Annotated in this window: 20 protein-coding genes; 4 read left to right on the top strand and 16 right to left on the bottom strand. The window is 52.3% G+C overall.

Annotated features, from left to right (window positions below):
• Nucleotides 1-376 precede the first annotated feature (376 nt).
• Complete coding sequence (locus tag IMCC3135_RS34190) at nucleotides 377-538, bottom strand: hypothetical protein (RefSeq protein WP_157736078.1); 162 nt, start codon at nucleotides 536-538, stop codon at nucleotides 377-379.
• Between the two features lie 646 nt (nucleotides 539-1184).
• On the bottom strand, nucleotides 1185-2513 hold the full coding sequence (locus IMCC3135_RS17690; RefSeq protein ID WP_088918812.1) for an APC family permease: 1329 nt from the start codon (nucleotides 2511-2513) through the stop codon (nucleotides 1185-1187).
• Nucleotides 2514-2959: 446 nt separating this feature from the next.
• Between IMCC3135_RS17690 and IMCC3135_RS17685 the strand changes: the two genes are divergently transcribed.
• A complete protein-coding gene (locus IMCC3135_RS17685) occupies nucleotides 2960-3445 on the top strand; it encodes a hypothetical protein (RefSeq protein ID WP_088918811.1) in 486 nt (161 codons plus the stop codon).
• A 53-nt stretch (nucleotides 3446-3498) separates the two neighbouring features.
• Here IMCC3135_RS17685 and IMCC3135_RS17680 read toward each other — a convergent pair whose 3' ends face one another.
• From IMCC3135_RS17680 to IMCC3135_RS17635, 9 genes are all read right to left on the bottom strand, one after another.
• Nucleotides 3499-4149 (bottom strand): methyltransferase family protein, encoded by a 651-nt coding sequence (locus tag IMCC3135_RS17680; protein ID WP_088918810.1) that lies wholly within the window; start codon nucleotides 4147-4149, stop codon nucleotides 3499-3501.
• Nucleotides 4146-4406: a DUF2933 domain-containing protein gene (locus IMCC3135_RS17675; RefSeq protein WP_088918809.1), complete on the bottom strand. Its 261-nt coding sequence runs from the start codon at nucleotides 4404-4406 to the stop codon at nucleotides 4146-4148. The genes IMCC3135_RS17680 and IMCC3135_RS17675 overlap by 4 nt, the downstream gene beginning before the upstream one ends.
• A gap of 3 nt (nucleotides 4407-4409) precedes the next feature.
• The gene (locus IMCC3135_RS17670) at nucleotides 4410-4979 is read right to left on the bottom strand and encodes a hypothetical protein (protein WP_088918808.1); all 570 of its coding nucleotides are present in this window, start codon (nucleotides 4977-4979) and stop codon (nucleotides 4410-4412) included.
• Between the two features lie 87 nt (nucleotides 4980-5066).
• The gene (locus IMCC3135_RS17665) at nucleotides 5067-7469 is read right to left on the bottom strand and encodes a copper-transporting P-type ATPase (protein ID WP_236994615.1); all 2403 of its coding nucleotides are present in this window, start codon (nucleotides 7467-7469) and stop codon (nucleotides 5067-5069) included.
• A 179-nt stretch (nucleotides 7470-7648) separates the two neighbouring features.
• Nucleotides 7649-9403, bottom strand: a complete 1755-nt coding sequence (locus tag IMCC3135_RS17660) for a DUF3141 domain-containing protein (protein WP_088918807.1) — start codon at nucleotides 9401-9403, stop codon at nucleotides 7649-7651.
• A complete protein-coding gene (locus IMCC3135_RS17655; protein ID WP_205737585.1) occupies nucleotides 9400-9669 on the bottom strand; it encodes a DUF5676 family membrane protein in 270 nt (89 codons plus the stop codon). The genes IMCC3135_RS17660 and IMCC3135_RS17655 overlap by 4 nt, the downstream gene beginning before the upstream one ends.
• A 156-nt stretch (nucleotides 9670-9825) precedes the next feature.
• Nucleotides 9826-9933 (bottom strand): SHOCT domain-containing protein, encoded by a 108-nt coding sequence (locus IMCC3135_RS35580; protein ID WP_088918806.1) that lies wholly within the window; start codon nucleotides 9931-9933, stop codon nucleotides 9826-9828.
• Nucleotides 9934-10296: 363 nt separating this feature from the next.
• Complete coding sequence (locus IMCC3135_RS17640) at nucleotides 10297-10560, bottom strand: hypothetical protein (RefSeq protein ID WP_088918804.1); 264 nt, start codon at nucleotides 10558-10560, stop codon at nucleotides 10297-10299.
• A 348-nt stretch (nucleotides 10561-10908) separates the two neighbouring features.
• The gene (locus IMCC3135_RS17635) at nucleotides 10909-12126 is read right to left on the bottom strand and encodes a hypothetical protein (RefSeq protein WP_088918803.1); all 1218 of its coding nucleotides are present in this window, start codon (nucleotides 12124-12126) and stop codon (nucleotides 10909-10911) included.
• Nucleotides 12127-12334: 208 nt separating this feature from the next.
• Between IMCC3135_RS17635 and IMCC3135_RS35575 the strand changes: the two genes are divergently transcribed.
• Complete coding sequence (locus tag IMCC3135_RS35575) at nucleotides 12335-12532, top strand: transposase (protein WP_157736077.1); 198 nt, start codon at nucleotides 12335-12337, stop codon at nucleotides 12530-12532.
• Between the two features lie 616 nt (nucleotides 12533-13148).
• Here IMCC3135_RS35575 and IMCC3135_RS17620 read toward each other — a convergent pair.
• Entirely contained in the window at nucleotides 13149-13454 is a 306-nt protein-coding gene (locus IMCC3135_RS17620; protein ID WP_088918800.1) for a hypothetical protein, read from the bottom strand.
• Between the two features lie 837 nt (nucleotides 13455-14291).
• Between IMCC3135_RS17620 and IMCC3135_RS34185 the strand changes: the two genes are divergently transcribed.
• Both IMCC3135_RS34185 and IMCC3135_RS17610 read left to right on the top strand, forming a co-directional pair.
• Nucleotides 14292-14450: a hypothetical protein gene (locus tag IMCC3135_RS34185; RefSeq protein ID WP_157736076.1), complete on the top strand. Its 159-nt coding sequence runs from the start codon at nucleotides 14292-14294 to the stop codon at nucleotides 14448-14450.
• A 69-nt stretch (nucleotides 14451-14519) separates the two neighbouring features.
• A complete protein-coding gene (locus tag IMCC3135_RS17610) occupies nucleotides 14520-16220 on the top strand; it encodes an adenylate/guanylate cyclase domain-containing protein (protein ID WP_088918798.1) in 1701 nt (566 codons plus the stop codon).
• 20 nt (nucleotides 16221-16240) lie between these two features.
• Here the strand turns inward: IMCC3135_RS17610 and IMCC3135_RS17605 are convergent, their stop codons facing one another.
• The 4 genes from IMCC3135_RS17605 to IMCC3135_RS17590 form a co-directional block, all read right to left on the bottom strand.
• The gene (locus IMCC3135_RS17605; RefSeq protein WP_088918797.1) at nucleotides 16241-17242 is read right to left on the bottom strand and encodes a DMT family transporter; all 1002 of its coding nucleotides are present in this window, start codon (nucleotides 17240-17242) and stop codon (nucleotides 16241-16243) included.
• 638 nt (nucleotides 17243-17880) lie between these two features.
• The gene (locus tag IMCC3135_RS17600; protein WP_088916227.1) at nucleotides 17881-20172 is read right to left on the bottom strand and encodes an IS4 family transposase; all 2292 of its coding nucleotides are present in this window, start codon (nucleotides 20170-20172) and stop codon (nucleotides 17881-17883) included.
• Nucleotides 20173-20467: 295 nt separating this feature from the next.
• The gene (locus tag IMCC3135_RS17595; protein WP_157736075.1) at nucleotides 20468-21826 is read right to left on the bottom strand and encodes an ATP-binding protein; all 1359 of its coding nucleotides are present in this window, start codon (nucleotides 21824-21826) and stop codon (nucleotides 20468-20470) included.
• Nucleotides 21823-22509, bottom strand: a complete 687-nt coding sequence (locus IMCC3135_RS17590) for a winged helix-turn-helix domain-containing protein (RefSeq protein WP_088918795.1) — start codon at nucleotides 22507-22509, stop codon at nucleotides 21823-21825. Before IMCC3135_RS17590 ends, IMCC3135_RS17595 begins: the two co-directional genes overlap by 4 nt.
• Nucleotides 22510-22891: the final 382 nt, after the last annotated feature.

Here is a 22891-nt window from a genome sequence, read left to right as displayed (position 1 = left end):
GGATTTTCACACGCTTGATGATCAACCGTTGAATGCCACGTACTTCTTAGGCGTTCAAGGTTGAATGAAGTTTCATCGACAGAAAAATCAGACTGAATCCGAATTCCACTCTTGACCGGCAGCGATTGGCACTGGCTGGCCTGTTGTAAAACGCCACAAATATGTTCAAGAGCGGTGCTTCAGAATCGCCGCTATCGGCCAAAATCAAAAATATAAGAATGTCACCAATTCAAGCCGGCTGACCGTCCGGTATAGGGGTGGAATAGCGACGCGGGACTGACCCAACTATGGCATAGTAAACGCTTGCGGTGGCAAAAAGTACTGTTTATCCTTCCTATATTCTAACGTTCCATTAGCTATTATCGATTTTGAGTCATCAAGTAGTCGCTTCAAGAATATGCAACGCGGCCTCGATGCGTGATTTCACCGCCTCATTAATACTCATTGAGAATGTCAGTTTGCTTTGCGGGGGAATAAGACGGCCCGGCCCACTGTAGTAGCTCTCCGCGGAGGGTGGTTGATGCGTGGGAATGTCCATAGCGGTGCCCGTTTGGCGTTGTGAACGCTGCTGGTCGTCTTTTCGCTGATCATCGTCAGCTCTCGGGTCAAGTTATGGGCTATCAGTACGGCACGCATGAATGCTCGGTTACCCAGCCAGGTTTTCGTCGGCACGTAGGCAAGTGCGTTATCGCTCTTGAGCTCGGCGAAGATTCCTTCCTGGGCACCACGACCCTCGTGCATCAGTACCGCTTTGGTCATAAAACTATCATTGAGCTAACCGCCACATATAGCGATGACAGGGCGGATCATAGCGTTGTCTACCAGGCGAGAAATCAATAATGGTCTCGCTGATCGTACCGTTTTGTCTGTTCTCTCCAGTCGTCCTTCCGTGAGTGGACACGCGTCGGTCTGGAAGAGGCTCGTAGAGCTGAACGGGTAGGGGCGCCGTCCCAAGCTGACCGACGACCAGCAGAAGGAAATCACTGACTTGGTGAGCTCCGGAAAAAAGTGCGCCGCCAATGCAGCCCGGTTATTTCGGGTGCATCCGACGACGGTATCGCGGTTACTTGCACAGTATCAGTCACCTTTTCCGTAGTCACCCGAGTGAAAGATTGTTTTACCAAAAAATTCCCGCTTAGCTCATAAGTTGTAATCCGATTTGTCGCAGGCGCAGTGCTGTGGATTCAACCATGTGAGTGGGGAGATGTAATGCCTTGCTCTCCCCGCATTTTTCGGAGGAATATAAATTCCAGTAATATGATGATTCCGATGCCGACCGCCGCTATTACGATGATCGATGGGTCACTCGTGCCTTTGATCGTTAGAAAAACAAGGAGCACCACTACATCCAGGATGATGGCAGTTGCGAGTATGCCCTTGTGGGCATTGACTTCTGATGCCAGATGTCGGAGCACACCCCAATGAATAACGATATCCATCAACAGATAAAAAATCGCACCCAGGGATGCAATCCGGCTCAGATCAAAAAACGCCGCTAATAGTCCTGCAGCTACCATGGTGTATACCAGGGTGTGGTTCTGTACGGTGCCTGGCATTCCGAAATGTCGGTGTGGAATCAGATTCATTCTAGTGAGCATGGCAAGCATCCGCGATACCGCGAACATGCTGGCTAACAAACCGGAGGTGGTGGCAATGATTGCAATTATCACGGTGAACCAGACACCAGCCTGTCCCATTACCGGCCTTGCTGCCTCAGCTAAGGCATAGTCCTTGGACTGCACGATCGACTCTATGGAAAGCGACAGCAGGACTGCTACGCTGACAGCCAAATAGATAACCAGACAAATCAAGAGAGATATCACGATCGCGCGTCCGATATTTCGCTTCGGATCGGCAATCTCGTCGCCACTATTAGTGATCGTGGTAAATCCTTTGTAGGCCAGTATGGCGAGTGCGACTGCTGCCACGAAACCACTTAACGAAGTAGTGCTCGTATCACTGCCCGCATTGAGATCAATCGTCAGATCTGTTGCCCATAAAGTGATCAGCGCAAATCCGAGAATTCCTCCGACCTTGAGCACTGAGGTCAGTTTGGATATCGCACCGATCACTTTGTTACCGGCCATATTCACACCAAAGGCAAATACCACCAGGCCTACCGCAAATACAGGCACCCATAGGCTACCAGAATCAATATTGAGAGCCTTTGCGGAGTAACTGCCAAATGTGCGTGCTACGAGGCTTTCGTTGATAATCATCGAGAATGTCATCAGCAGTGCCGCTGCACCGGTAATCGTCGTGCTCCCATAAGCCTTGTGCAATATCATGGCTACCCCGCCCGAGGACGGATAGGCACTTGACACTTTGATATAACTGTATGCGCTGAAGGCACTGATGATTGCACCAATAACGAATGCCAATGGAAACCAGGTGCCTGCCAGCTCGGCTACTTGCCCGGTTAGCGCAAAGATACCCGCTCCAATCATGACGCCGGTGCCCATGGCAACGGTGCTTGTCAGACTCAAGCTGCCTTTTTTGTACTCATCAGTCATGTGGTGATCTCAGCCTGTTTGAACGCATGTTTGCTTTTTGCTGTTTTATCTGACGCGGGCTTGGATCGGCTGATGATTCGAACTGAAAAGTACGATCAGACCGACTGCTGGATTTATTAATAGTCAGGTTAAACTAACCACTGCGAATAGAACAAAGTGGGTCAATCAGAAATTCTCTCTACGATCGTAGTGCTGGACATCACTTCAAGCAACGGATAGTAACAAGCATGACACTCAGCAGTGTTGGGAAGAACCATGCTCTGTTTAAAAAGCTTTGCTCGAGAGAGGGGCTACAATGTTCATTCCGGGTGATAGCTCAATCGCAGTTTGCAGCGCCATCATCCTGGAATATTATCATCCAATCGTTTCATGATCTTATCTTCAAGATGTCTGCAATGGCATCCTGAATCTGACATCCGTATGAAGCTCCTTAACCGCTGACCACTATGACTCGTGTAGACACCCTTCTCCAGGCCACTGTCAAAAGACCAGACTGCGCCTGGCATACTTTCCTTCGCCGCTTTTTTCTCGTCACAGCATTCGGTCATTTGGTCTGGGAGTTTGCCCATATGCCGCTGTATACGCTATGGGAGACGGGGACTCGAAATCAAATTGTATTTGCTGCGGTGCACTGTACCGGTGGAGATTTGTTGATCGCTTCGGCAACATTGATGGTGGCACTGTTGTTGTTTGGCAATAATCAGTGGCCAAGTGAGACCTTTGGAGCGGTAACGTTGTCGATGATCATTCTGGGAATCGGGTATACCGTATTCAGCGAATGGTTGAATATTGTGATCCGTCAAAGCTGGGCGTACAGTGAGGCCATGCCTATCGTACCCGTACTGGAAGTTGGACTGTCACCTCTGCTGCAATGGATAGTGGTACCTTCGGCAGCGATCTGGTGGGCACGACGGGCTGTCGTTGTTCAGTGAAGTTCAAGCTAAACTGCTGTGCTTGAGCTTCCTGATGACCTGGCGGTTAGTGTTCATTGTGTTGCGACAGGTGTTCGTTTAAGCGTGGGAACAAAGGCAGGAACATGGTTTGCGTAGAGGTCGAACTGCGCGCCGAATGTCGCTTTTGTTTCCCGCTCTTCAGAACGAGCCAAGCGCACATACATCCAGATCAGCGCCGGATACATAGCCAGTGTCAGCAGTGTTGGCCACTGAACGAGAAACCCGGTCAGCACCAGAATAAAACCCACATATTGGGGATGGCGTACTCGCGCATAGGGACCGCTGGTGGCCAGTGTCCCGCCGCGTTGTGCGCCGTACAGGACCTGCCAGGCAGTGGATATCATCCAGAACCCCACCCCGATCAGGATGAAGCTGAGGATGTGGAAGGGGCCAAAGTGCGGGTTAGCCTCCCAGCCGAATATCATTTCCGGCAAGTGGCCTGCATCGTGGGAGAACCAGTCGACGCCCGGGAAACGAGTCTGCAACCAACCCGACATCAGATAGATGGTCAGCGGAAAGCCATACATTTCTGAAAAGAGCGCCACGAGAAACGCGCTGAAGGCGCCAAAGCTGCGCCAGTCACGCGACGTCTGCGGCTTGAAGAAGCTGAACGCGAACATGATGAAGATCGCGGCGTTTAACAGGGCGAAAAACCACAAGCCATAGGCGGGCGCGTCAGTCATCGCTTGTCTCCTCCACCGTGGCCGCCATGCATGAACAGATGCATCACAACGCAGCCTAATAGCAACAGGGCCAGAAAACCATTACCAGCAAAGAGATGAACACGGTGTTCAAACCCCAGGAGTAGGGCGGCGATTGTCAATGCAATGATCAGGCTGATCCCGACGCGTGATTTCCAGAACGGTTGTTGCGGTTCCGGTTGCGGTGCCGCTGTAGTTTCTTCCGACTGTTCGGGGACGCTATGTTTATCATGTTCCATCTACTATTCACTCCCTTTGTTTGTGGCAGCCAGTGCTGCGATCAATGCACGACGATCATCGACACCACCCAGCGTGCGCACCGCCAGGTCAATACGCCGCGCGGCGTTGTAGCCTTCAATTGCCGACTGATCGGGCATCATCCCAAAGGCCGATTGAAACCGGGTTGCAAACAGCTTGCTGGTCTCTGTCGGGTTCGCATTGATCGTCCCCGGCCGGATTGTGACGGTGTGCAGATCCAGCTGATCTGCTCCGGCTTCGGTGCTCATCAGGATTGCAATGTCGATGGAGCTCTGAGGGGCGCGCTTGAGTCCCTGGATCGTCTCAGCCGCACGGGTCGGCAAGGGCACGATAAAGACATCTAGCCCGCCAAGATGCCCGTCCGATGTTTCGTCCGCATGCCCATCTCGCTCTTGCGAGGCCAGCAGAATGCCATTGACTGCAGAGTTCAGCTGCATCGCCGCCTGTTCTCCGTCCGCCACGACGGCGAGCGAAAAGCTGTGCGCGCAGGCGGCGGTTGCAGGCAATGAAACGGCCAGCGCCACAGTCAGCATCGCCCCAAATCTCGTAGGCATCCGCCGGGCTAACCTGTTGCTGGCCTGGCGCTGACAGATCCGCATCGCGGTAGATCGTTCAGATTTTTTCACGCCATAGACTCCTGTTCAGAACTTCAGTCGCCGCAGTCGCAGCGCGTTCAGAACCACCGATAGCGATGATGCGCTCATCGCGAAAGCCGCAAACATTGGGCCGATCAGAATGCCGAGAAACGGATATAGGACACCAGCTGCAATCGGCACGCCGACGGCGTTGTAGATCAGCGCGAAGAACAGGTTCTGCCGAATATTGCGCATGGTCGCATGGGACAGCTTGCGAGCTCGTACGATGCCATCAAGATCGCCCTTGACCAGCGTGAACCCGGCGCTTTCAATCGCTACATCTGCACCTGTGCCCATCGCGATACCGACATCGGCCTGGGCAAGGGCAGGGGCATCATTGACCCCATCGCCTGCCATGGCGACTTTCTTGCCCTGTTCCTGCAACTCCCGGATGATGCGGGCCTTGTCTTCAGGCAGCACGTCGGCGCGAATCTCATCGATGCCCAGACGTTTGGCCACCGACCTGGCGGTGCGCTCGTTGTCACCTGTGGCCATGATGATGCGAAACCCCAGCTCGTGCAGCGCTTTCAGGGCGGCTGGTGTGGTCTCCTTGACCGTGTCTGCTACGCTGACAAGCCCGGCGATAGCGCCGTCCAGCACAATGAACATCACCGTCTCGCCCTCATCGCGCCGTGCATTGGCGGTGTCGACCAGCGCGCCGTTGTCCAATCCCATGTCTTGGATCAGTGCAGCATTGCCCAGGGCGACGGCTTTGCCATCCACGCGACCCTTGACGCCCTTGCCGGTGACCGCCTCGAACTCTTCGGCCTTGGCAAACTCGACGCCGCGCTCTTCAGCGCCGCGCACAATGGCTTCGGCCAATGGGTGTTCCGAGCCGCGTTCCAGCGAGGCTGCCAGGCGCAGTACCTCGGCCTCGTCATGCCCGACTTCTGGCAAAACCGCGACCAGCCTGGGCTTGCCTTCGGTCAGGGTGCCGGTCTTGTCCACGATCAGCGTGTCGATCTTCTCGAACCGTTCCAGCGCTTCGGCGTTCTTGATCAGCACGCCCATCTGCGCACCGGTGCCCGTTGCCGTCATGATCGATATCGGTGTGGCCAGACCCAGCGCGCAAGGGCACGCAATGATCAGCACCGCTACCGCCGAGACCAGCCCGTAGGCCATCGCGGGCACCGGCCCCCAGATCGACCAGACGATGAACGACACGACGGCAACGGCGATGACCGCTGGCACGAACATGCCCGCCACCTGATCAGCGTATTTCTGGATCGGCGCACGACTTCGTTGTGCGTTGGCGACCATCTGTACGATCTGGGAAAGCATGGTATCAGCCCCAATGCGTGTGGCCTCGATCACCAGACTGCCGGTGCCATTGATCGTGGCCCCCGTTACTGGCTCGCCCGCGACTTTTTCCACCGGCACAGGTTCGCCTGAAATCATGGATTCATCCACTGACGACCGGCCTTCGAGAACCACACCATCAACGGGCACCTTGTCGCCGGGGCGCACACGCACGTGATCGCCCAGCTGCACCTGTTCAAGCTCGATCTCTTCTTCGGTGCCGTCGGGGCGGATCACCAGCGCGGTCTTGGCGGCCATATTCAGCAGTGCCCGGATGGCCTTGCCGGTGCCCTCGCGGGCACGTAGCTCCATCAGCTGGCCCAGCAGGACCAGTGTCACGATCACAGCCGCGGCCTCGAAATAGACACCCACATTGCCGTTCGCGTCCCGGAAGCCTGCCGGGAATATCTGCGGTGCGACGACGGCAACGATGCTGAACAGAAAGGCTGCGCCGACCCCCATCGAGATCAGGCTGAACATGTTCAGGTTCATCGTGCGGAAGGACTGAACGCCGCGCACGAAGAATGGCCAGCCCGACCACAGGATCACAGGGGTTGCAAGTGCGAATTCCAGCCAGAGCGAGGTGCGTTCGCCCAACAAGTCCATGAAGTACATAAAGCCCACGAACGGCCCCATTGCCAGAACCAGCAAGGGGACGGTCAGCACCGCGCCGACCCAGAACCGGTGGGTAAAGTCGACCAGTTCGGGGTTTGGACCTTCGTCCTCCAGGCTGACGGTTTCCGGCTCCAGACCCATGCCACAGATCGGGCACGAACCGGGCCCGGGATGGTGCACCTGTGAGTGCATCGGGCAAGTATAGATTGTGCCAGAGTAGTCGTTTGGCACCGTATCGTATTCGCCGTCCTTCACCTCCATGCTTGCTGCATCATGTGCATGGGTGTGGCCGGAATGGTCGTGCTGCCCGTGTTCCGCCACTTCGTCCTCCGGCACCAGGAACATGCTGCATTTGGGGCAGGATCCTTCTTTGGTGCTTCGCACCTCGGGGTGCATAGAACACGTGTAAATCGTACCGGAATACCCGTCCGGCACGGTATCGAGGGTTTGTTCCTCGACGGCAGTTTTGCCGAAATGGCCTTTGGTGACGTTCATCTTATTGTCCTTTTATGTTGTCGACCGTGCGTTGAGTGCCAGGATGACCTGTGCAGGCAGGGATTTTCCTCCCTATCGGTCGACGATAACCGAGCAGGTGCATCGCCAACCATCCCGCCGCTGACCAGCAGCAGCCTCCGTTTTTCGCTAACCCATTGCATTATTCGTGTCCTTCCTCATCAGACCGGCATCTGGGCGTTGAATTCGATTTTCGAGGCGTTGCCGCCGTAAAGCGCTCTGAACGTGCGCTCGAAACGGGCGTCGCGTGCGATGCGGGCTCGTTCGATAGCATCTCCGACGGCTGCGATTGTCGCCTGCTCGCGCAGGATCATTGGATCGTCTGGCGCGAGGGGCTGACGCGTTTCGGCAACGCTGTTTGCGCTGTGCCGGACTAAACGCATCCAGGGATTAAAGCTTTCTGAAAACATCAGGCGGCTGGTACGCATGGGATGCATCCACTTCAGCATCTCGGCGCTGGCCGGAGTTGTCATCAGGCGCACCCAGGGGCTTACGAAGGTGGAATAGACCGCCTCGTTGATCTCTGATACTCGCTGCACGGCCTCGAACGCCTGTTCGGGCACATGAGGGTCCAGGTCGCTCACCTCGCGTGCTTCAAACCGCACCTTGTACTGTGGCGCGTGGCAATCCGGATCGCCTGACGGATTGTCGATCTTCATCTCGTAAAGGCCTGGCTTCAGCTTTTCGATCTTGCTCAGACTCTCCAGAATGGCGCGATGTTCCAGCCGTGCGACCGACGCCGACACAAAGATTCCCAGATGTCCGACATGGGTATTAGTCAAGTAAACGATGCGCTGCCCTGCCGCCTTCAGATCTGCCGTGTCCTTGTAGACCGCAGGGATCCAGCCCAGTGCCTGCGCCGGTGGGGTGATATTGTCACCGTAGGATGCAAAGACAATCATCGGACTTTTGATCTTGCGCAGGTCGGCGATGCAGTGATCGCCGATCGGCATTTCGCCACTTTCCAGCCGGTTACCGATGAACAGGTTCTGGGTGATCGACAGGATTTCCGGGCGGCTGAGGGTGTAGAACCCGTTCCACCAGCGCTCGAAGTCGAGAAAGCGGTCCCGTTCGGTGTCCACATTCGTCAGCAGGTTGGCGTATTTCTCCCAGATCGCCTTTTCCGGCTTCAGGTTCTCGAAGTTCTGTGCCAGCCAGGCTCCGTCGAAGCGCCCATCGCCCAGATCGGCCGTCAGATGGGCCAGCCAAACCCCGCCCAGTAATCCGCCGGTGACACGCATGGGGTTGACCCCTTCCTCGCCCGCCCAATAGGACAGGGGCGATCCGTTGAGGACAATTGGCCCCGCCAGCCCCTCGCAGTGGGCCGCGAGCAGCGTGACGGCCCAGCCCGCCTGGCAATTGCCATAAAGAACGGGGGCTGAACCTTCGTGGCGGGCAGAGACCTCGTCGACAAAGCGGCGCAATCCGTACAGAACATCCTCGAGCGTCTGGTCGGGGCTGGGCTCGGGAAAAAAGATGACGAAATAGACCGGGTACCCCTCAGCCATCGCCATGCCGACCTCGCTGTCACGCTTGAACCCGCCAATGCCGGGACCGTGGCCCGCGCGCGGGTCGAGCACAATGACCGGCGGTTTTGCCACATCCACGCAGTCATCCCAGCAGTTGCCCTCCACCTCGGTAATCCTGAGCAGCGCGTAATTGGCCGGACGCTCGAATCTGCGCGCATCCATCAGCGTTTCATACTTGAAATCCAGCAGCGGCGGCATCCCGGCGCGCTCATGAGCGTTCATGTTGTCGGCGCGTTCGCGCAGCGTGTCCAGAAACAGCACAGAGCGTTCCCAGAGATCTCGACCATAGGCGAGCGGATCGGGCAGGGGCGCCAATGTGTCTGATAACGGTAGAGTCACAGTTGTATTTGTCGGAATTAACCTGTCAATCGGCGTGAGGGTGTTCATGCCGTTGCCCTCGGTGCGAAGAAGTTCAACGCGGGCACAACGATGACGGCGATGTACCAGCCATAGGCAAAGGTTTCGACCAGTCCGAGCAGAAAGCTCGGCCAGCTGATCCAGCTTACGCCTGGCAGCAACGGCAACCATGCCTGATACATCGTGGCCACCGGAAAAAGCAGTCCGAACACCACACAGAGTGCAAAACTGAAGGCCAGCAAGATGCCAAGAGACATACCAACTGGATAGATGCGAATGGGTTTTGGATCTGACATAGGGAATATCCGTTTTTAGGCTTATGTCTGTGTGAAAACGTGCTCTCAGGGCTCTTCCCGATCAAGCCTCGCATAGTGGGCTGTGTTGCGTACTTGATCTCGACGATCAACCATCTATGCAGGATGGTTCAACCAAGCAGGTAATCAACCACAACACTAGGTGTTCTTACGATTGCAAGGTTTTTTGTGTGATTCGTACTCTTGTTGATTGATCTCACCTTTAGCATAACGTGCTTTCAATAGATCCAAAGGCGTGGTCACCATCGTCTGATTGGTATCGGGTGATAGGCGTTATTTAGAAAACGTGAAGATGCCCAGTATCGCGAGCGCGACTAGTATTATCCACATGAACATAGACCCCCACATCCAGCCACCTGAACCCCACATATGATCAGAGGAATACCATGCACCTTGATCGGCCATCGCCGTCAAGGAACTACCTGATAGAAGAGTCAATACACCCGTTGAAATAACAGTCTTCATTTTTACCTACTCCTGTGAATCTAAACGCAAACAACAAAAATGGTAGCAATCGGTGAAAGTTGTAAAATCAATCTGGTTAATTCCAATTGTTTTCGACTCGATACACACTGTAGCTGAGGTTGAATGACGAAAAGATTCCGGAATCTATACCGATTGTTTATCAACACCAATAAACGCAATCGGGGGGATTTGTTCCGAGAAAAAGGCAGCGCCCATCACCAAACCGAACACGGGGGTCAGAAAGGTGTACACACTCAGTGTGAGCAGAGCGACAACGAACGGCCACGACCAGATGATGGCACTGCCGCTTTTGGTCCAGTAAGCCAGTAATGCCAGCGGTGCACTGCCTATGATCAATTGCCAAGCCATTGCGCGCAGAGTATCAACACGCCCGGCAATCTGGGTCACTATGCTTTTCTGGTCGGGCAGCGATTAACGCATTCTGAGAGCTTTGAAAAAAGTCCCGAGTATCAAAAGAACCTTCCATACCCGAAGATTTAGTCCCGAGGGGCTCCCCAAAGAGCACAGCGTCATGTTGAAGAATCAATCAGTACCATTCGCTGGTATATTGCACAGACTATAATATGGTATCGATATATCCATACGCCAGTGGGTAATGTGCTGGGCCATGGTTTATTGCAAGGACCTGGTGATCGCGAGTGACGATGCCGGACAGGTACGATGTCCTCCAGCACGCTTAACGAAAAACTGCCCTGACCGTCAGGTCCAAGGCAGTTTCCAGCCACCCCAAGAGCGTTAGAAGTTGTACTGAGCAGCAAACAGGAGACGGTTAGCGTCGCCTTCATCCCCGCCGACCTCTTCAACCTTGAAGTATCCGTACTCTATGCCGAAAACCACTTGATTAATAGGACTCCATTGATAGTTCGCCAGAATCGAGCTGTTGTTTTCATGTCTGTCGGCAACAGCGTCCGCCCCCAGGTCTTTTTCACCGTCATCCCAGTCAACTTCAGTGAAACCGTAGCCTACATTGACTGAGCCGGGTCCAACATCAACAGATACACCCAGTGTGCCACCATATCCGCCAATAAGCTCAAGATCACCGTTTTCGGTAACGTATCCATCAACGGCCGCGTAGTTTTCGCCCGATCGATAGAGGTAGACACCACCACCTTTCACATAGTTGATTGCTCCGTGCAGGGTGACGGTGTCCGTCAATGCCAGGCTGACCGCTCCGAACGCTCCGTACCCGACTGCGCTATCGTCTGTAGTGCCGTTGTCATAATCTACTTTTCTCACCATGGCAGCTGCCGAGTAGGACACTGACCCTGCAGTGTCTTCGAAGCGCGCGGCGAATACGGGCAGGCTATCCTTTTCGTCTTCATTGTCGCCAACTGACCGCGTTCCATCGACTGGGTCCGGTGGGCCGTTACTTTCGATAAGCCCGTTATAGCTGAGCGGTTCTTCAATGGATAACGCCAGTGGGCCCATGGTATATCTCACTTGCGGAGTGCGGAACTGGGCACCGGGGCTGCCGGGTAGTGCATCAAAATCGAGCACCGGCGTGTAGCCGACGAAGCTGGTAAAGTTTGACCAGTTCTGCCCGGCCAGGATACCCATGTACTCGCCATATGCATGACGAAGTCGGAGGCCGTTTCCATTGGTTTCAAAGTCAGCTTCAACTTTTATTTTAAGGCCCGACGAATGAGTGCTGAGAATACCGATTCGAGTCTGGTATGCGTCTGCCCCAAAGATCCCGGTAATCTCGTTATCTTCTGCAGAACCCGTGTTTATCAGGCTGAAGTTTCCAGCCCGAGCACCTGAGCTGATGTCCTCGTCAATATCATAACTTGCGTTCAGTCGCGCATACCCATAAATCTCAAGCTCGAACCCAGCAAGATCCGAACTGTCGCTTGCGTTGCCTACTATCTTCATGGCACTCGCCTGTCCTGAAATGCAAAGCATCGCAGCAGAAGTCATCACCTTGACAGTCATCAATCTTTTGTTATTTTTCATTTATAAATTCTCCACGTGCTGATTTGTGATCCGTTAAATGAAAGTATTGCAATTCGTTAAAATACGACTACAGAATTATCAATATTAAAATACCTAACTTCAGACAGTAAACTTAAGTTCATGACCTTTCAAGGTCAAAATCAGGAGGCGTTTAAAAATTACCTGTTGATTTCACGAACCCTAGTCCTACTGTGCTATTGGAGTCGTATTGGCAGACTCTGTTTATGGCAATGACTCGGTGTTTCGTGCAGGACTGGACGCACTCGAACTTCTCTATGTGCTCCATGTAAATCCTTCCCATCTGGTGAGCCTGCCCAGTGTGAAATTACTACCCCCCCCCCCCCACCAAGCCCTATTCGGGGCGTGGACGTCGATCTACTCGGCCGTGCTATGCCAAGGGGCATGAACCACAGAGTTGCAGGCACAGAGCGTTGAACCTGGATGAGAGCGAATGGCAGTATCTCACTTGGCGTGAAGGCGTTGGCATATCGAGCGTGGCTATCAGGAGCTCAAAGACGAGATCGGTCTCAACCATTATGAGGGTCGTAACTGGCGCGGTTTCCATCCGGGCGGCGCTCCGCACCATGCCACACTGTGTTTTGCAAGCTATGCCTTTCTGGTCGAACAACGATTAACGCATCCTGAGAGCTTTAAAAGAAAGTTCCGGGTACCTAAAGAACCTTCCATAACCGACGATTTCGTCCCGAGGGGTTCCCCAAAGAGCACAGCGTCATGTTGAAGAAACGATCAGCACCATTCGCTGGTATATAGCACAGGCTATCGCCGAACGCTCTTGAGCGTTGCCCATGCTGCTGCGAAAAACATGGGCCAAGCGGATGAATTTGGCCAACACAGTAGGGCTAAGGTCCGAGCTGTTTCTTTGGTCATTGGTGTGCTTTGTATTCTGGCAGATGATGGTGATTCTGTTAGCTGAATGCACCGTGAATTCCATCTAGGCTGACACGACGGAGTTGACCATCAATGCTTAAAGTCGCTCCGTTCGTGTCATGCGATACGCTTGGTTACTTCGTCCCGGTATAGTTTAAGACTTTAGTTGCCCCCTCCACACGGCTTGCCAGCACCTCAAGCTTGTCCCCCTCGAATGGGCCCACGAATCCCCATAGTGAAATGACTCCGCTATCAGTCATGCTGGCGCGGACTCGTGTGTAGCTGCCTAACCTGGCCCGAAAGTCGTGCCATGCAATGTGCGAATCTGACTGTACTGGTTGTTGAACCGGATCCGGCTCTTTGATCAACGTATCTTTTGCGTTGACTAGAGTAGACATCAGTGTCAGCAGTAGTAGTGTGGAGACTATTAATATCTTCATCGTATACACCCTCGAAATAACACGAATGGCTGTAAGCGGGCCACGCTCCTACTTACGTCAGTTCGATCTTGCACAACCCTTTTCTGAGCTCTGTGGTTTCCGTGCTTTCCTCTAGCTTGTCGTTAAGATCAAGTCAGTCGTAGAAGTGCATCACCACCATCAAGCAGCACGATGGATCATTGCATTGGTGTGTTCATACTAGGTCAGGTAACCTTACAATCAACCAACATTTAGATGACAATTACAACCTCAATTTGGACGCACAACGGTGTTTGACTCTTGCCTCAAGCCTGATACCGAGTGAGAGGCAGGTTTGATCAATCGTCGAACCTTAAAAACTAGCCCGTGACAGCTATTAACAAATGACACGCCTCTATTGCTAGGACTCTTCCAATTGGTTCACCACCGACTCCTCGTTGTGATGGACGAGCATGTGGTAGAAGCTTCGTGAATCAGTATATCTAACGGCATAGTCAAGAGTGAATCACTACACTCATCGCCATACCCGATTTGGCCATATTCTTACCATCAGCCATCAGCAGCGTTCGCTCATTGATGCGTTCCGTTGGACCAGAAAACAGACGCATCACGGCAACGTTTAACAGGCGCGGAGCTATATCAATATGATCCCCAGCTGTATCAATTCTTCAACAGGCGTTGATAGCAACGATCCAGGCCCGGTGACAAGACGCGCATGATGCTACTGATCTCGAGCTTGTCCACTCGTATGCACATCCCTGCTACACTCAGGGACCACATGTGGAAACTGTCAGAAAATGAACAGCTGCTCGATCAGATTGGTGAGTGCTTGCGTACACCACGCTGAACGAACTGAACATGAAATACCATTCTTTTGAAGCTTCCCTGGTGCTATCACTGGGTTTGACAATAACCGCATGCTCTCCGGCTGAGGGTTCTATCGCTTCTCCTCCCGAGACCGATGCCAATGCATTGTCAGAAGCTCCGTTGAAACCAGTATTGTTCGGCATGCCTTAGATGGTCGTCTATGCAGCAACTTTCCGTGTTGATCTTAATAGTCGGTAGTAAAGCCATATCAATCCATAAATGAACTCGAAATTAGAACACAGGTTACGGTTATACAGCGGATTATTCATTGCGTTCTTTCTTGTACTGCATCTGCTCAATGCTGCTCTGGGTATCATCTCATTGGCCGCCATGGATGCTTTAGCTAAAGTTCTGTTCGCGATATGGTCAATACCGCTGTTTGGCGTAATGCTGTATTCGGCATTTATTGTTCATGCAGGGCTGATGTTTGTCTCATTGATTCAACGCAGTAGCCTGCGCATGCCTGCCTGGAATATGCTGCAATTCGCAACGGCGCTTGTGATGCCTTTGTTGTTGATTGGTCATATCGCAGCTACACGTGGTTCCCACGAAATCCTTGATATCCACAAGCACTACACGGGATTGGTTTCGATTTTGTGGAGCCAGCCGGTAGATATTGCTAAGCAATATGCATTGATGGGCGTTGCCTGGATCCACATGTCTGTGGGCATTCATTATTGGCTTCGTCATAAACGAGGGTATAAAAAATGGACGCCCGTACTCTACCCGTTGTGCTTGATGATTCCATTGCTTGCTGGCCTGGGTTTTCTAGCTGCAGGGCTTGAAAGCTGGCAACTTCCAACGGATTCACCTGTATTACAGAAAATACATCAGGAAACAATGAATTCTGACCCGGTCTCAGTCAATTTTCTTATAAGTTTAGAATTGTCGATAATGTGGTTATTTGTGCTGCTGTTGATCGCGGTGTTGATCTTTCGTTCGATTCGGGAATATTGGGGAAGAAATCACGGAGGTTATCTGATATTCCATACCCCTACTGGCAAAAAGCTAACAGGACGAGATAATCAGACCATTCTGGATACACTTCGCGAGGCAGGTATCCAGCATGCTGCAGTCTGTGGCGGTAGAGGTCGATGCACAACTTGTCGTGTAAAAATTACGGCGTGTAAGTCTTCGCTTCCAGAGCCTGGGGCGCTGGAGATGCTCGCTTTAAAACGTATCGGCGCCAATCCTAGTGTGAGACTCGCTTGTCAGCTCCGGCCGCAGCAGGATATTTCGATCACCCCATTGTTGCACCCCGATAGCTCCACACCTATGGTTGGTTTGATGGGGCACGAGCAACAGATCACCTGCATGTTGGTAGACATGCGAGATTCAACCAGACTGGGCGAGGAAAGATTACCCTACGATGTGGTCTACATACATAATCAGTTTTTCAAACAGCTTGCCGACGCCCTGCATGCAACCAACGGCCATTACGCCACATTCAATGGCGATGGACTAATGGCCTTGTATGGTCTGGATAGTGACCTGGAGAGCGGATGTCGTCAAGCATTGGAAGGTGTAGTGGAAATCTGGCAAAGACTGGAGAAACTCAACGTGTGGTTAGCGGCAGAATTGAAATTCCCGATCAGGGTTGGAATCGGCATACACTGCGGGTATGCCATTGTGGGAACCATGGGACCACCCGATTCGCCGACAGTTTCCGCTCTTGGGGATATCGTAAATATTGCCGCTAGACTTGAAGCTCTAACCAAAGAATATTGCACCGGTCTTATAGTGTCCAAAGATGTTTTGCGCAATATCGGTGTTAATTATCGAGAGCTCCCCCAACATACTGTACATGTGCGAGGGCGTGAGAAGCCGTTGGACATATTCACTATAGACAATTCAACAGAGTTAATTAAACTGTTGCAGGACATAAGACTGAAACATGGGAACGTCGTTCACCCTGAATAGAATCGGCAGATAGGAAATCACTACTCCAGAGGTTGGATGGACTCGGCCACCACCAACGTTTTTGGCGGACTCACGTCGGTTTTATTGACCCAATAGATTCCGGCTATACTCACTACAACACCGATAAGCGCAATCGGGGGGATTTTTTCCGAGAAAAAGGCAGCGCCCATCACCAAGCCGAACACGGGGGTCAGAAAGGTGTACACATTCAGTCGACTGAGCGTGGCGTGTTGTAACAACCAGAACCATAGAATAAACGCCGCTGCGGTACCCGCCACACTCAGTGTGAGCAGAGTTGCAACGAAGGGCCACGACCAGATGATGGCACTGCCGGTTTCGGTCCAGTAAGCCAACAATGCCAGCGGCATACTGCCTATGATCAATTGCCAGGCCATTGCGCGCAGAGTATCGACACGCCCGGCAATCTGGGTCAATACGATATTGCTGATCGCTACACCTACCGCACCTATCAGGATATAGCTCATACCCGCAATCTGAGACCCGGTACCAAACAGACTGGGGCCACCGATAAGCACGACACCAGCAAACCCGGTAATGAGCCCATAACGTTGTGAACGTGAGAGTCTTTCTTGCAATACTGCCCAAGCGAGCAATGCCGCGATAAGCGGTTGTGTATTGCCTATCACGGTCGCAAGCCCAGGAGCGACAAGGCCGCCACCATAGAACATGCCAAAAAACCCGAGACTAGTCGCTGTAAATCCGGCAAGAATGACACACCCCCAGAGCCTTGCGGTTCTGATAGGCGCTCTGCCCTGAAACTGAGCGATTGCCAACAGAACAGCGCCTGCGATCAAAGCCCTGAGTGCAGCAAATGTCATTGGCGGTGATGCGGAGAGTCCGTAATTGATCAGTGGAAAACACAGTGCCCACAAGAACATGACCAGTACGGCGCCAAAAGCAATATGAGTGCGTCTGGATACCGAGTGTTGCAGCCAGTAAACGAAGGTGTTCGTCCAACCTTTTTTCGGTGAGGATTCAGATGATTTGAAAGCTCTATTCATGCGGATACCTAACCTTCCAATTCAGCACGACACAAGCGCGATGGTCGCGTGTCCAGAAATAGCACAGATAGTTTCCAGAAATCTCGACCATAGGCGAGCGGATCGGGCAGAGGCGCAGAGTGGTCGGATGAAGTCGTACTTGCCGGGATGAAGCCTGTCAATCGACGTGAGGGTGTTCATGCCCATGCCCTCTGTGCATAGAAGGTCAATGCGGGTGCAATGATCACGGCGATGTACTAGCCATAGGCAAAGGTTTCGAGCAACGGCAACCCAAGCTGATACATCGTGGCGCCCAGAAAGAACAGCCCAAACAGCGGCGGGGCAGTGGGTTCTTACTAGCGGATCTTGCTGGGGTTCGAGTCGGTTGGCGTGTTCGAACTTGTCGACACGCCGCCACTCCGTTATCACAGATCATTATTCCTCGACACCATACCTGGCTCATTCAGATGACCTGATGATGCAAAAGTCAGGATAACGATCGGGTTTCCAATACTATACGGTGATGCAATCAGGTTTTGCGTCACACTGAATGAAGCATCTTGGGGGGGGGGGGGGGGCAATGGCATTCACTTAACAAAATAAGCCATTCACTTAATAAAACGGTTTTCGGCGGCCAGTGCTTTTCCCTGTTTTTTGCTTTAAGCCGTAATCGGTGTCTTTGCTGCGGCGAGTTTTGCTGGTTTTGGTGCTTTCCACTTGCCCACAGGCTTTCTTGAGCATCGCGCGTACGATCTGTTGGGGCGTAACTTCTGCCGGCACGTGCTAATGCTAGCGATAATGGTGTTCACGGTCTTGTTCAGCAGGTTGGTTTGTTGAAGTAACAAAGCTTCGATATGTCTAGCCACCGTCATGAGGCAGTTTTTGAAGTTCGCTTTAATGGCGTGCTTTTCACTTTCGCCTTGCTCGCTTTTTGATTGAAAGCCATCCTCACTGTGATTGGCAAATAATCGAGCGAGAGTGATGAGGTTAAAATGTGCAAAGAGTTCCTGCTTGACGCCTCGCTCGCTTTGAGCATGAAAGTCTTCGACTTTCATCAGCTGTTTGGATATTTTGTACAACTCTTCGACACCCCAGCGCGAGTGATAGACCGCTGACAGTTGCTCAATGCTGTATTTTTTCTGATCCCATAATGTGGTGCCCAGAATGTAGCTTGTTCCGCCAGCATCGTATTTCACTAACCGCAGCGCGAGTGCTGGGTAATCCGGCTGTGGGTCGTGCGCAGGTATGGATGTGCGCTTTGACTGGCTAGGAAAAATCTGGACGACGGCATCGATGTCATCGCTGTTGGCAAATGCTTCAACCACGCGACAGGCGGTTGTCTTGAGTCGAAAGATAGGGTGTATGTGACGTTTGTCATGCTCGTGCAGCATGTCATACGAGTAATATCCACGATCATAGACCACCACATCGGTTTCAGAGAGTGAGTTCAGGTGGCTGATCGCCATTTTGCGCTCATCGCGATGACTGGCCAAGTCAAAATCGATGGGAATTTTCGTTTTTAGCTCATAGAGGCAGCTCACAGTACCTTGTGGATAATGGGCATTGTCCGAGGGCGTTTTGTAGCCTGCGCGAATCAACTGCCGAGGTAAGTTCAATTTTGATCCATCAACAGCCATTAGACGATGGCCTTGCCATAGTTTTTTGGGGTCGGGTTTGGCTTGTTGAAGTATTTGAACCTGGAGTAACTTGAACACCTCTTCATCTAATTTGGCGCGAGCATTACAAAAAGCTGATGCTGCGACCGGCGTGGGTTGAGGAAGGTCTATGCCCAGAGTGCGGCACTGCTCCCAAAGCTCAGCGGTGGTGATGGCATAGCCTTGTTTGTTCGTTGAAAAAACCAGCCGGAAGATGAAGAGCATGATCAACAGTGAGTTCAACACGCGTTGACGCTTTTGCCATTGCCGATCGAAATCATGAGCAACGTGAATCACGGTGCCAATGATGTTTTGCCACAGCTGAACAAAGGGATCAGTTGGGCCCAGTGGTCTGGGCGTATGGCCTGTATTTCTAGAGTGTGCTTTACCTTTTTTGCGGACAAGCTCAGGGCCATTGATCAGTATGGGTTTGGGGTTCCGGGTCAGTGCAAAAACATAGACATCTTTCGCAGATTTACCCGGTGTGCTTTTAGTGGCAGATTGGCCTTTGGTCTGACCCAGGCATTGCCAATTGGCCGCGCGGTAGCAGGTGGCTTTGAATCTTGTCGGATCAATGAATGTCTCGACCAGCACGGGACGCGTGTGGTAGTTCGCCAGCCAATCATCGCTCAATTGTTTGCAGGCCATGGATAACGACTTTGAGGCCAGGCATTTCACTTTTACCCACGGGAAGATCAGGAATCGATTGTTATTGACTAGCAAATCCAGGTGTTTTTTGTATTTCTGTTCCTGCCAGCCAATCCATTGATCACGACAAGGTAGCGACTTGACGGCATAGCAGAACATCAGGCAGCCTAACTTTCGTCCTTGCGCATCGACAATGAAATAGCGCAAATGCGGCCCAATAGGTCGCCTGTAGCCCAGGTAATGATGCCTGTCGACTAGCTCGTTCCACAGCCCGATGTCGTGCTTGTCTGCGGCCAATTGAACCGTAATTGCCAGCTGGTCCAACGGCTCGTCGATGAGAGGTTGTTGCTCTGAGCGAGAAGTCGGTTTGATCTGCTTCTGCAGGCCTGGTCTCTTGGTCTCATCGATTGCTGGCAAGGACACAATGCCCAGTTTTTCCAGCGACTCCAGCGTGCTCAGGCAGGACTGAATCTTGTGCTTGCCCGCCGGTGTACACCAGCCTAGATGTTCGCTAATCGTATGAGCCAATTCCCGTCGGCTTAGTGCTGGAAAAGCGCGACAGGTTTCCTGGATGGTGCAGATTTGCTTGCGGGTAAATCGCTTGCCTGCAAAGGTGGTTGAGCTGAGGTTCTCTATGAGTGGATCCATGGCCCTTTCGACTGAAGTTGACGCACAGATAGTGTGTCAACTGTCGTGAAGCGAGTCAAGAGTTTTTTGAGGGACATCTCGGAAGTGTAGAATGTTCATACTAATCAGCCTGTTACAAAACTGCCCGTGACGGGGAAATTAGTTTGCTCCAAAATGAATGCCATTGGGGGGGGGGGGGTGGCTCGTCGCAATGCGTTGGATTGAGCCGGCTAATTTCCGACGTACGCATCGCAGCATGAATCAGCACCATTGTCTCTGACGAATTTCCTGCCACAGCGAAACCTCGTTCTCTGAATCAAGAGAATGTGATGGTTACTTTTAGCCCAGGTTCGTTGTCATCGAGTTCAATGGTTGCGTCGTGAGCTTTAACCACAGCGGCGACAAAACTTAGTCCAATGCCATTCCCCGGTGTTGATCGACTCGCATCAAGCCGATAAAAGTGTCGAAAGACACGCTCTCTTTCCTTTTCTGGAATGCCGGGGCCCGTATCAGAGAGTACGATTCGCGTTTTACCCTCGTAGCGTTCGATATCCAGTCGAATGTGTGTGCCTACGGGTGTGTGTCGCAACGCGTTTTCTATCAGGTTGGAAATCAATTGCGTAAGCAACACACGATCGCCCATCACACGGCAGTCGGACTCTACATGAGCGCAGAGCTCCTTACCCTCATCATCAGCGACGGCCTGAAACGCATCAACAATATTATCGGCTATTTCATCCAACTCGACTTGTGCAAAATGTTCTCTCAGCGTACCTGCTTCAATTTGCGCAATGCGTAACATGGCTTCGAATGTTTTCAAAATCGAATCCGTGTCTTCGATAGCCGTATCGATGACCGCTCGGTATTCTTCCAGGCTACGCTCTTTCATTCGACTCAATTCCAGTCGCTGTCGATGTCTGCTCAAGGGGGAGCGTAGATCATGAGCGATATTGCTCGTGATCGCTCGTAGATTCTGCATGAGATCATCGATCCGAGCGAGCATACGATTCAGGCTTTCCGCCAGACCGCCAAGTTCATCATGCCGGCCCACCAGCGGTATCCGCTGTGACAAATCTCCATTCATAATGGCTTGCGCGATCTGATTGACGGACTCAACGCGTCTTAGCAAGACATTGCCGATGAACAGCCCACCGAATAGGGAGAGCGCGACCGTGACGGCCAGTGTGATGCTAAAAGACTGTAACAGTAGTCTACGAGTTTGGACCAGGTCAGCAATGTCTTCCGAGACGAGCACAAAAGTGCCATCATCAAATCGGGTGCCCAGAGCCCGGTAACTGCGAAGTGAGCTATTCTCATCGATACGCTCTGTTTGTTTCTCCAGGTTTTGCCAGCCTTCTACCGGAGGCAACAACGGTAGATCTCCTGCCAGGTAGCGATCCTCACTGTTCAGAGCAAGTAGATGGATGCTGCTGGACGCGGGGTACTTTGCATGCAAACGAATCAATTCCAACATTGATTCCATGCCATTTTGCGCTAGATCATCTTTGAGTACCGCGTGCTGCCGTACTATAGTCTCATCAATATGACGTTCAAGAAGCGAGGATATCGACCAAAACAGCACAGCCAATAGCATTGACATCATGATGGCCGACAGAGCCGCAAATATCATCGCGTACCCTACAGGCACACTGCGTGCAGCAGCGGGAAATCTCACGCCGAAGAGTCGGGTTCGCGGATGCAGTATCCAGACCCTCTGACGGTGTGAATAAGGGCCACCTCAAAGGGGCGATCCACCTTTGCGCGTAATCGACTGATATGTGTTTCCACCACGTTGGTATGAGGATCAAAATGAAACTCCCACACATGCTCGAGCAACATGGTACGCGTCACTACCTCGTCTGAATGCCGCATGAGATATTCCAACAACCGAAATTCTCTGGGCTGTAGCTCGATAGGTTGTCCTGCACGAACCAGGGTTCGTTTGATGAGATCCAATGTCAGATCGGCAACACGCAGTACCGGTTTTATCGTGTCGATAGGCGGTCTTCGAGCCAACGCATTGATTCGCGCAACGAGTTCAGAAAAGGCGAATGGTTTGGATAGGTAATCATCGCCCCCTGCATCCAATCCCGCCACTCGATCGTGCACACCGCTGAGTGTTGTGAGAAACAGTATAGGTGTTTTTACGCCATTGCTTCGAATGGTGCGAACGATGTCCAAGCCATCGAGCTCGGGCAGCATGCGATCAACGATCATCATATCGTAGGATTCAAAGGTTCCCATGTAAAGCCCATCTCGGCCCGTAACGGCCAGATCGCACACATGACCGAGCTCCTTTAGCCCATTGGCAATAAAAGCTGCCGTCTCTGCATCGTCCTCAATCACTAATATCTTCATGTTTATCGATTCTTGGCGCAGCCGTCGGGATTCTCATAAGTTCATGCGTTTCACGTGCACAGCCTGAAGCTGCAAACCTCTCGCAGGACTGTCTGCCACTATACCAAATTGTTATCTGGCACTCCGACACAGATCAAGGATCTTTCACGTTTCTCGATACTTGGCGAGCCTGAACCATACGATCAAGGATATATGCCATGTCACGCCATGAGCGATATGAGTGTATCTCAAACCAGCCTCGGATTATCCTGAAAATCCAAAATCAGATATACGCTGGAAAGCCGTCACTGACGAGTGAACTATACCAATCTGTATAAACCCTGCCACATACTTACAAACCCGCAGTACTCATACTAGGCACCAGAACGATGCAGGTAAGAGG

The sequence above is a fragment of the Granulosicoccus antarcticus IMCC3135 genome, from assembly GCF_002215215.1.
Classification (GTDB): domain Bacteria; phylum Pseudomonadota; class Gammaproteobacteria; order Granulosicoccales; family Granulosicoccaceae; genus Granulosicoccus; species Granulosicoccus antarcticus.
Note: the sequence above shows the minus strand (reverse complement) of the source record. Positions and strands in the feature narration are given on the sequence as shown.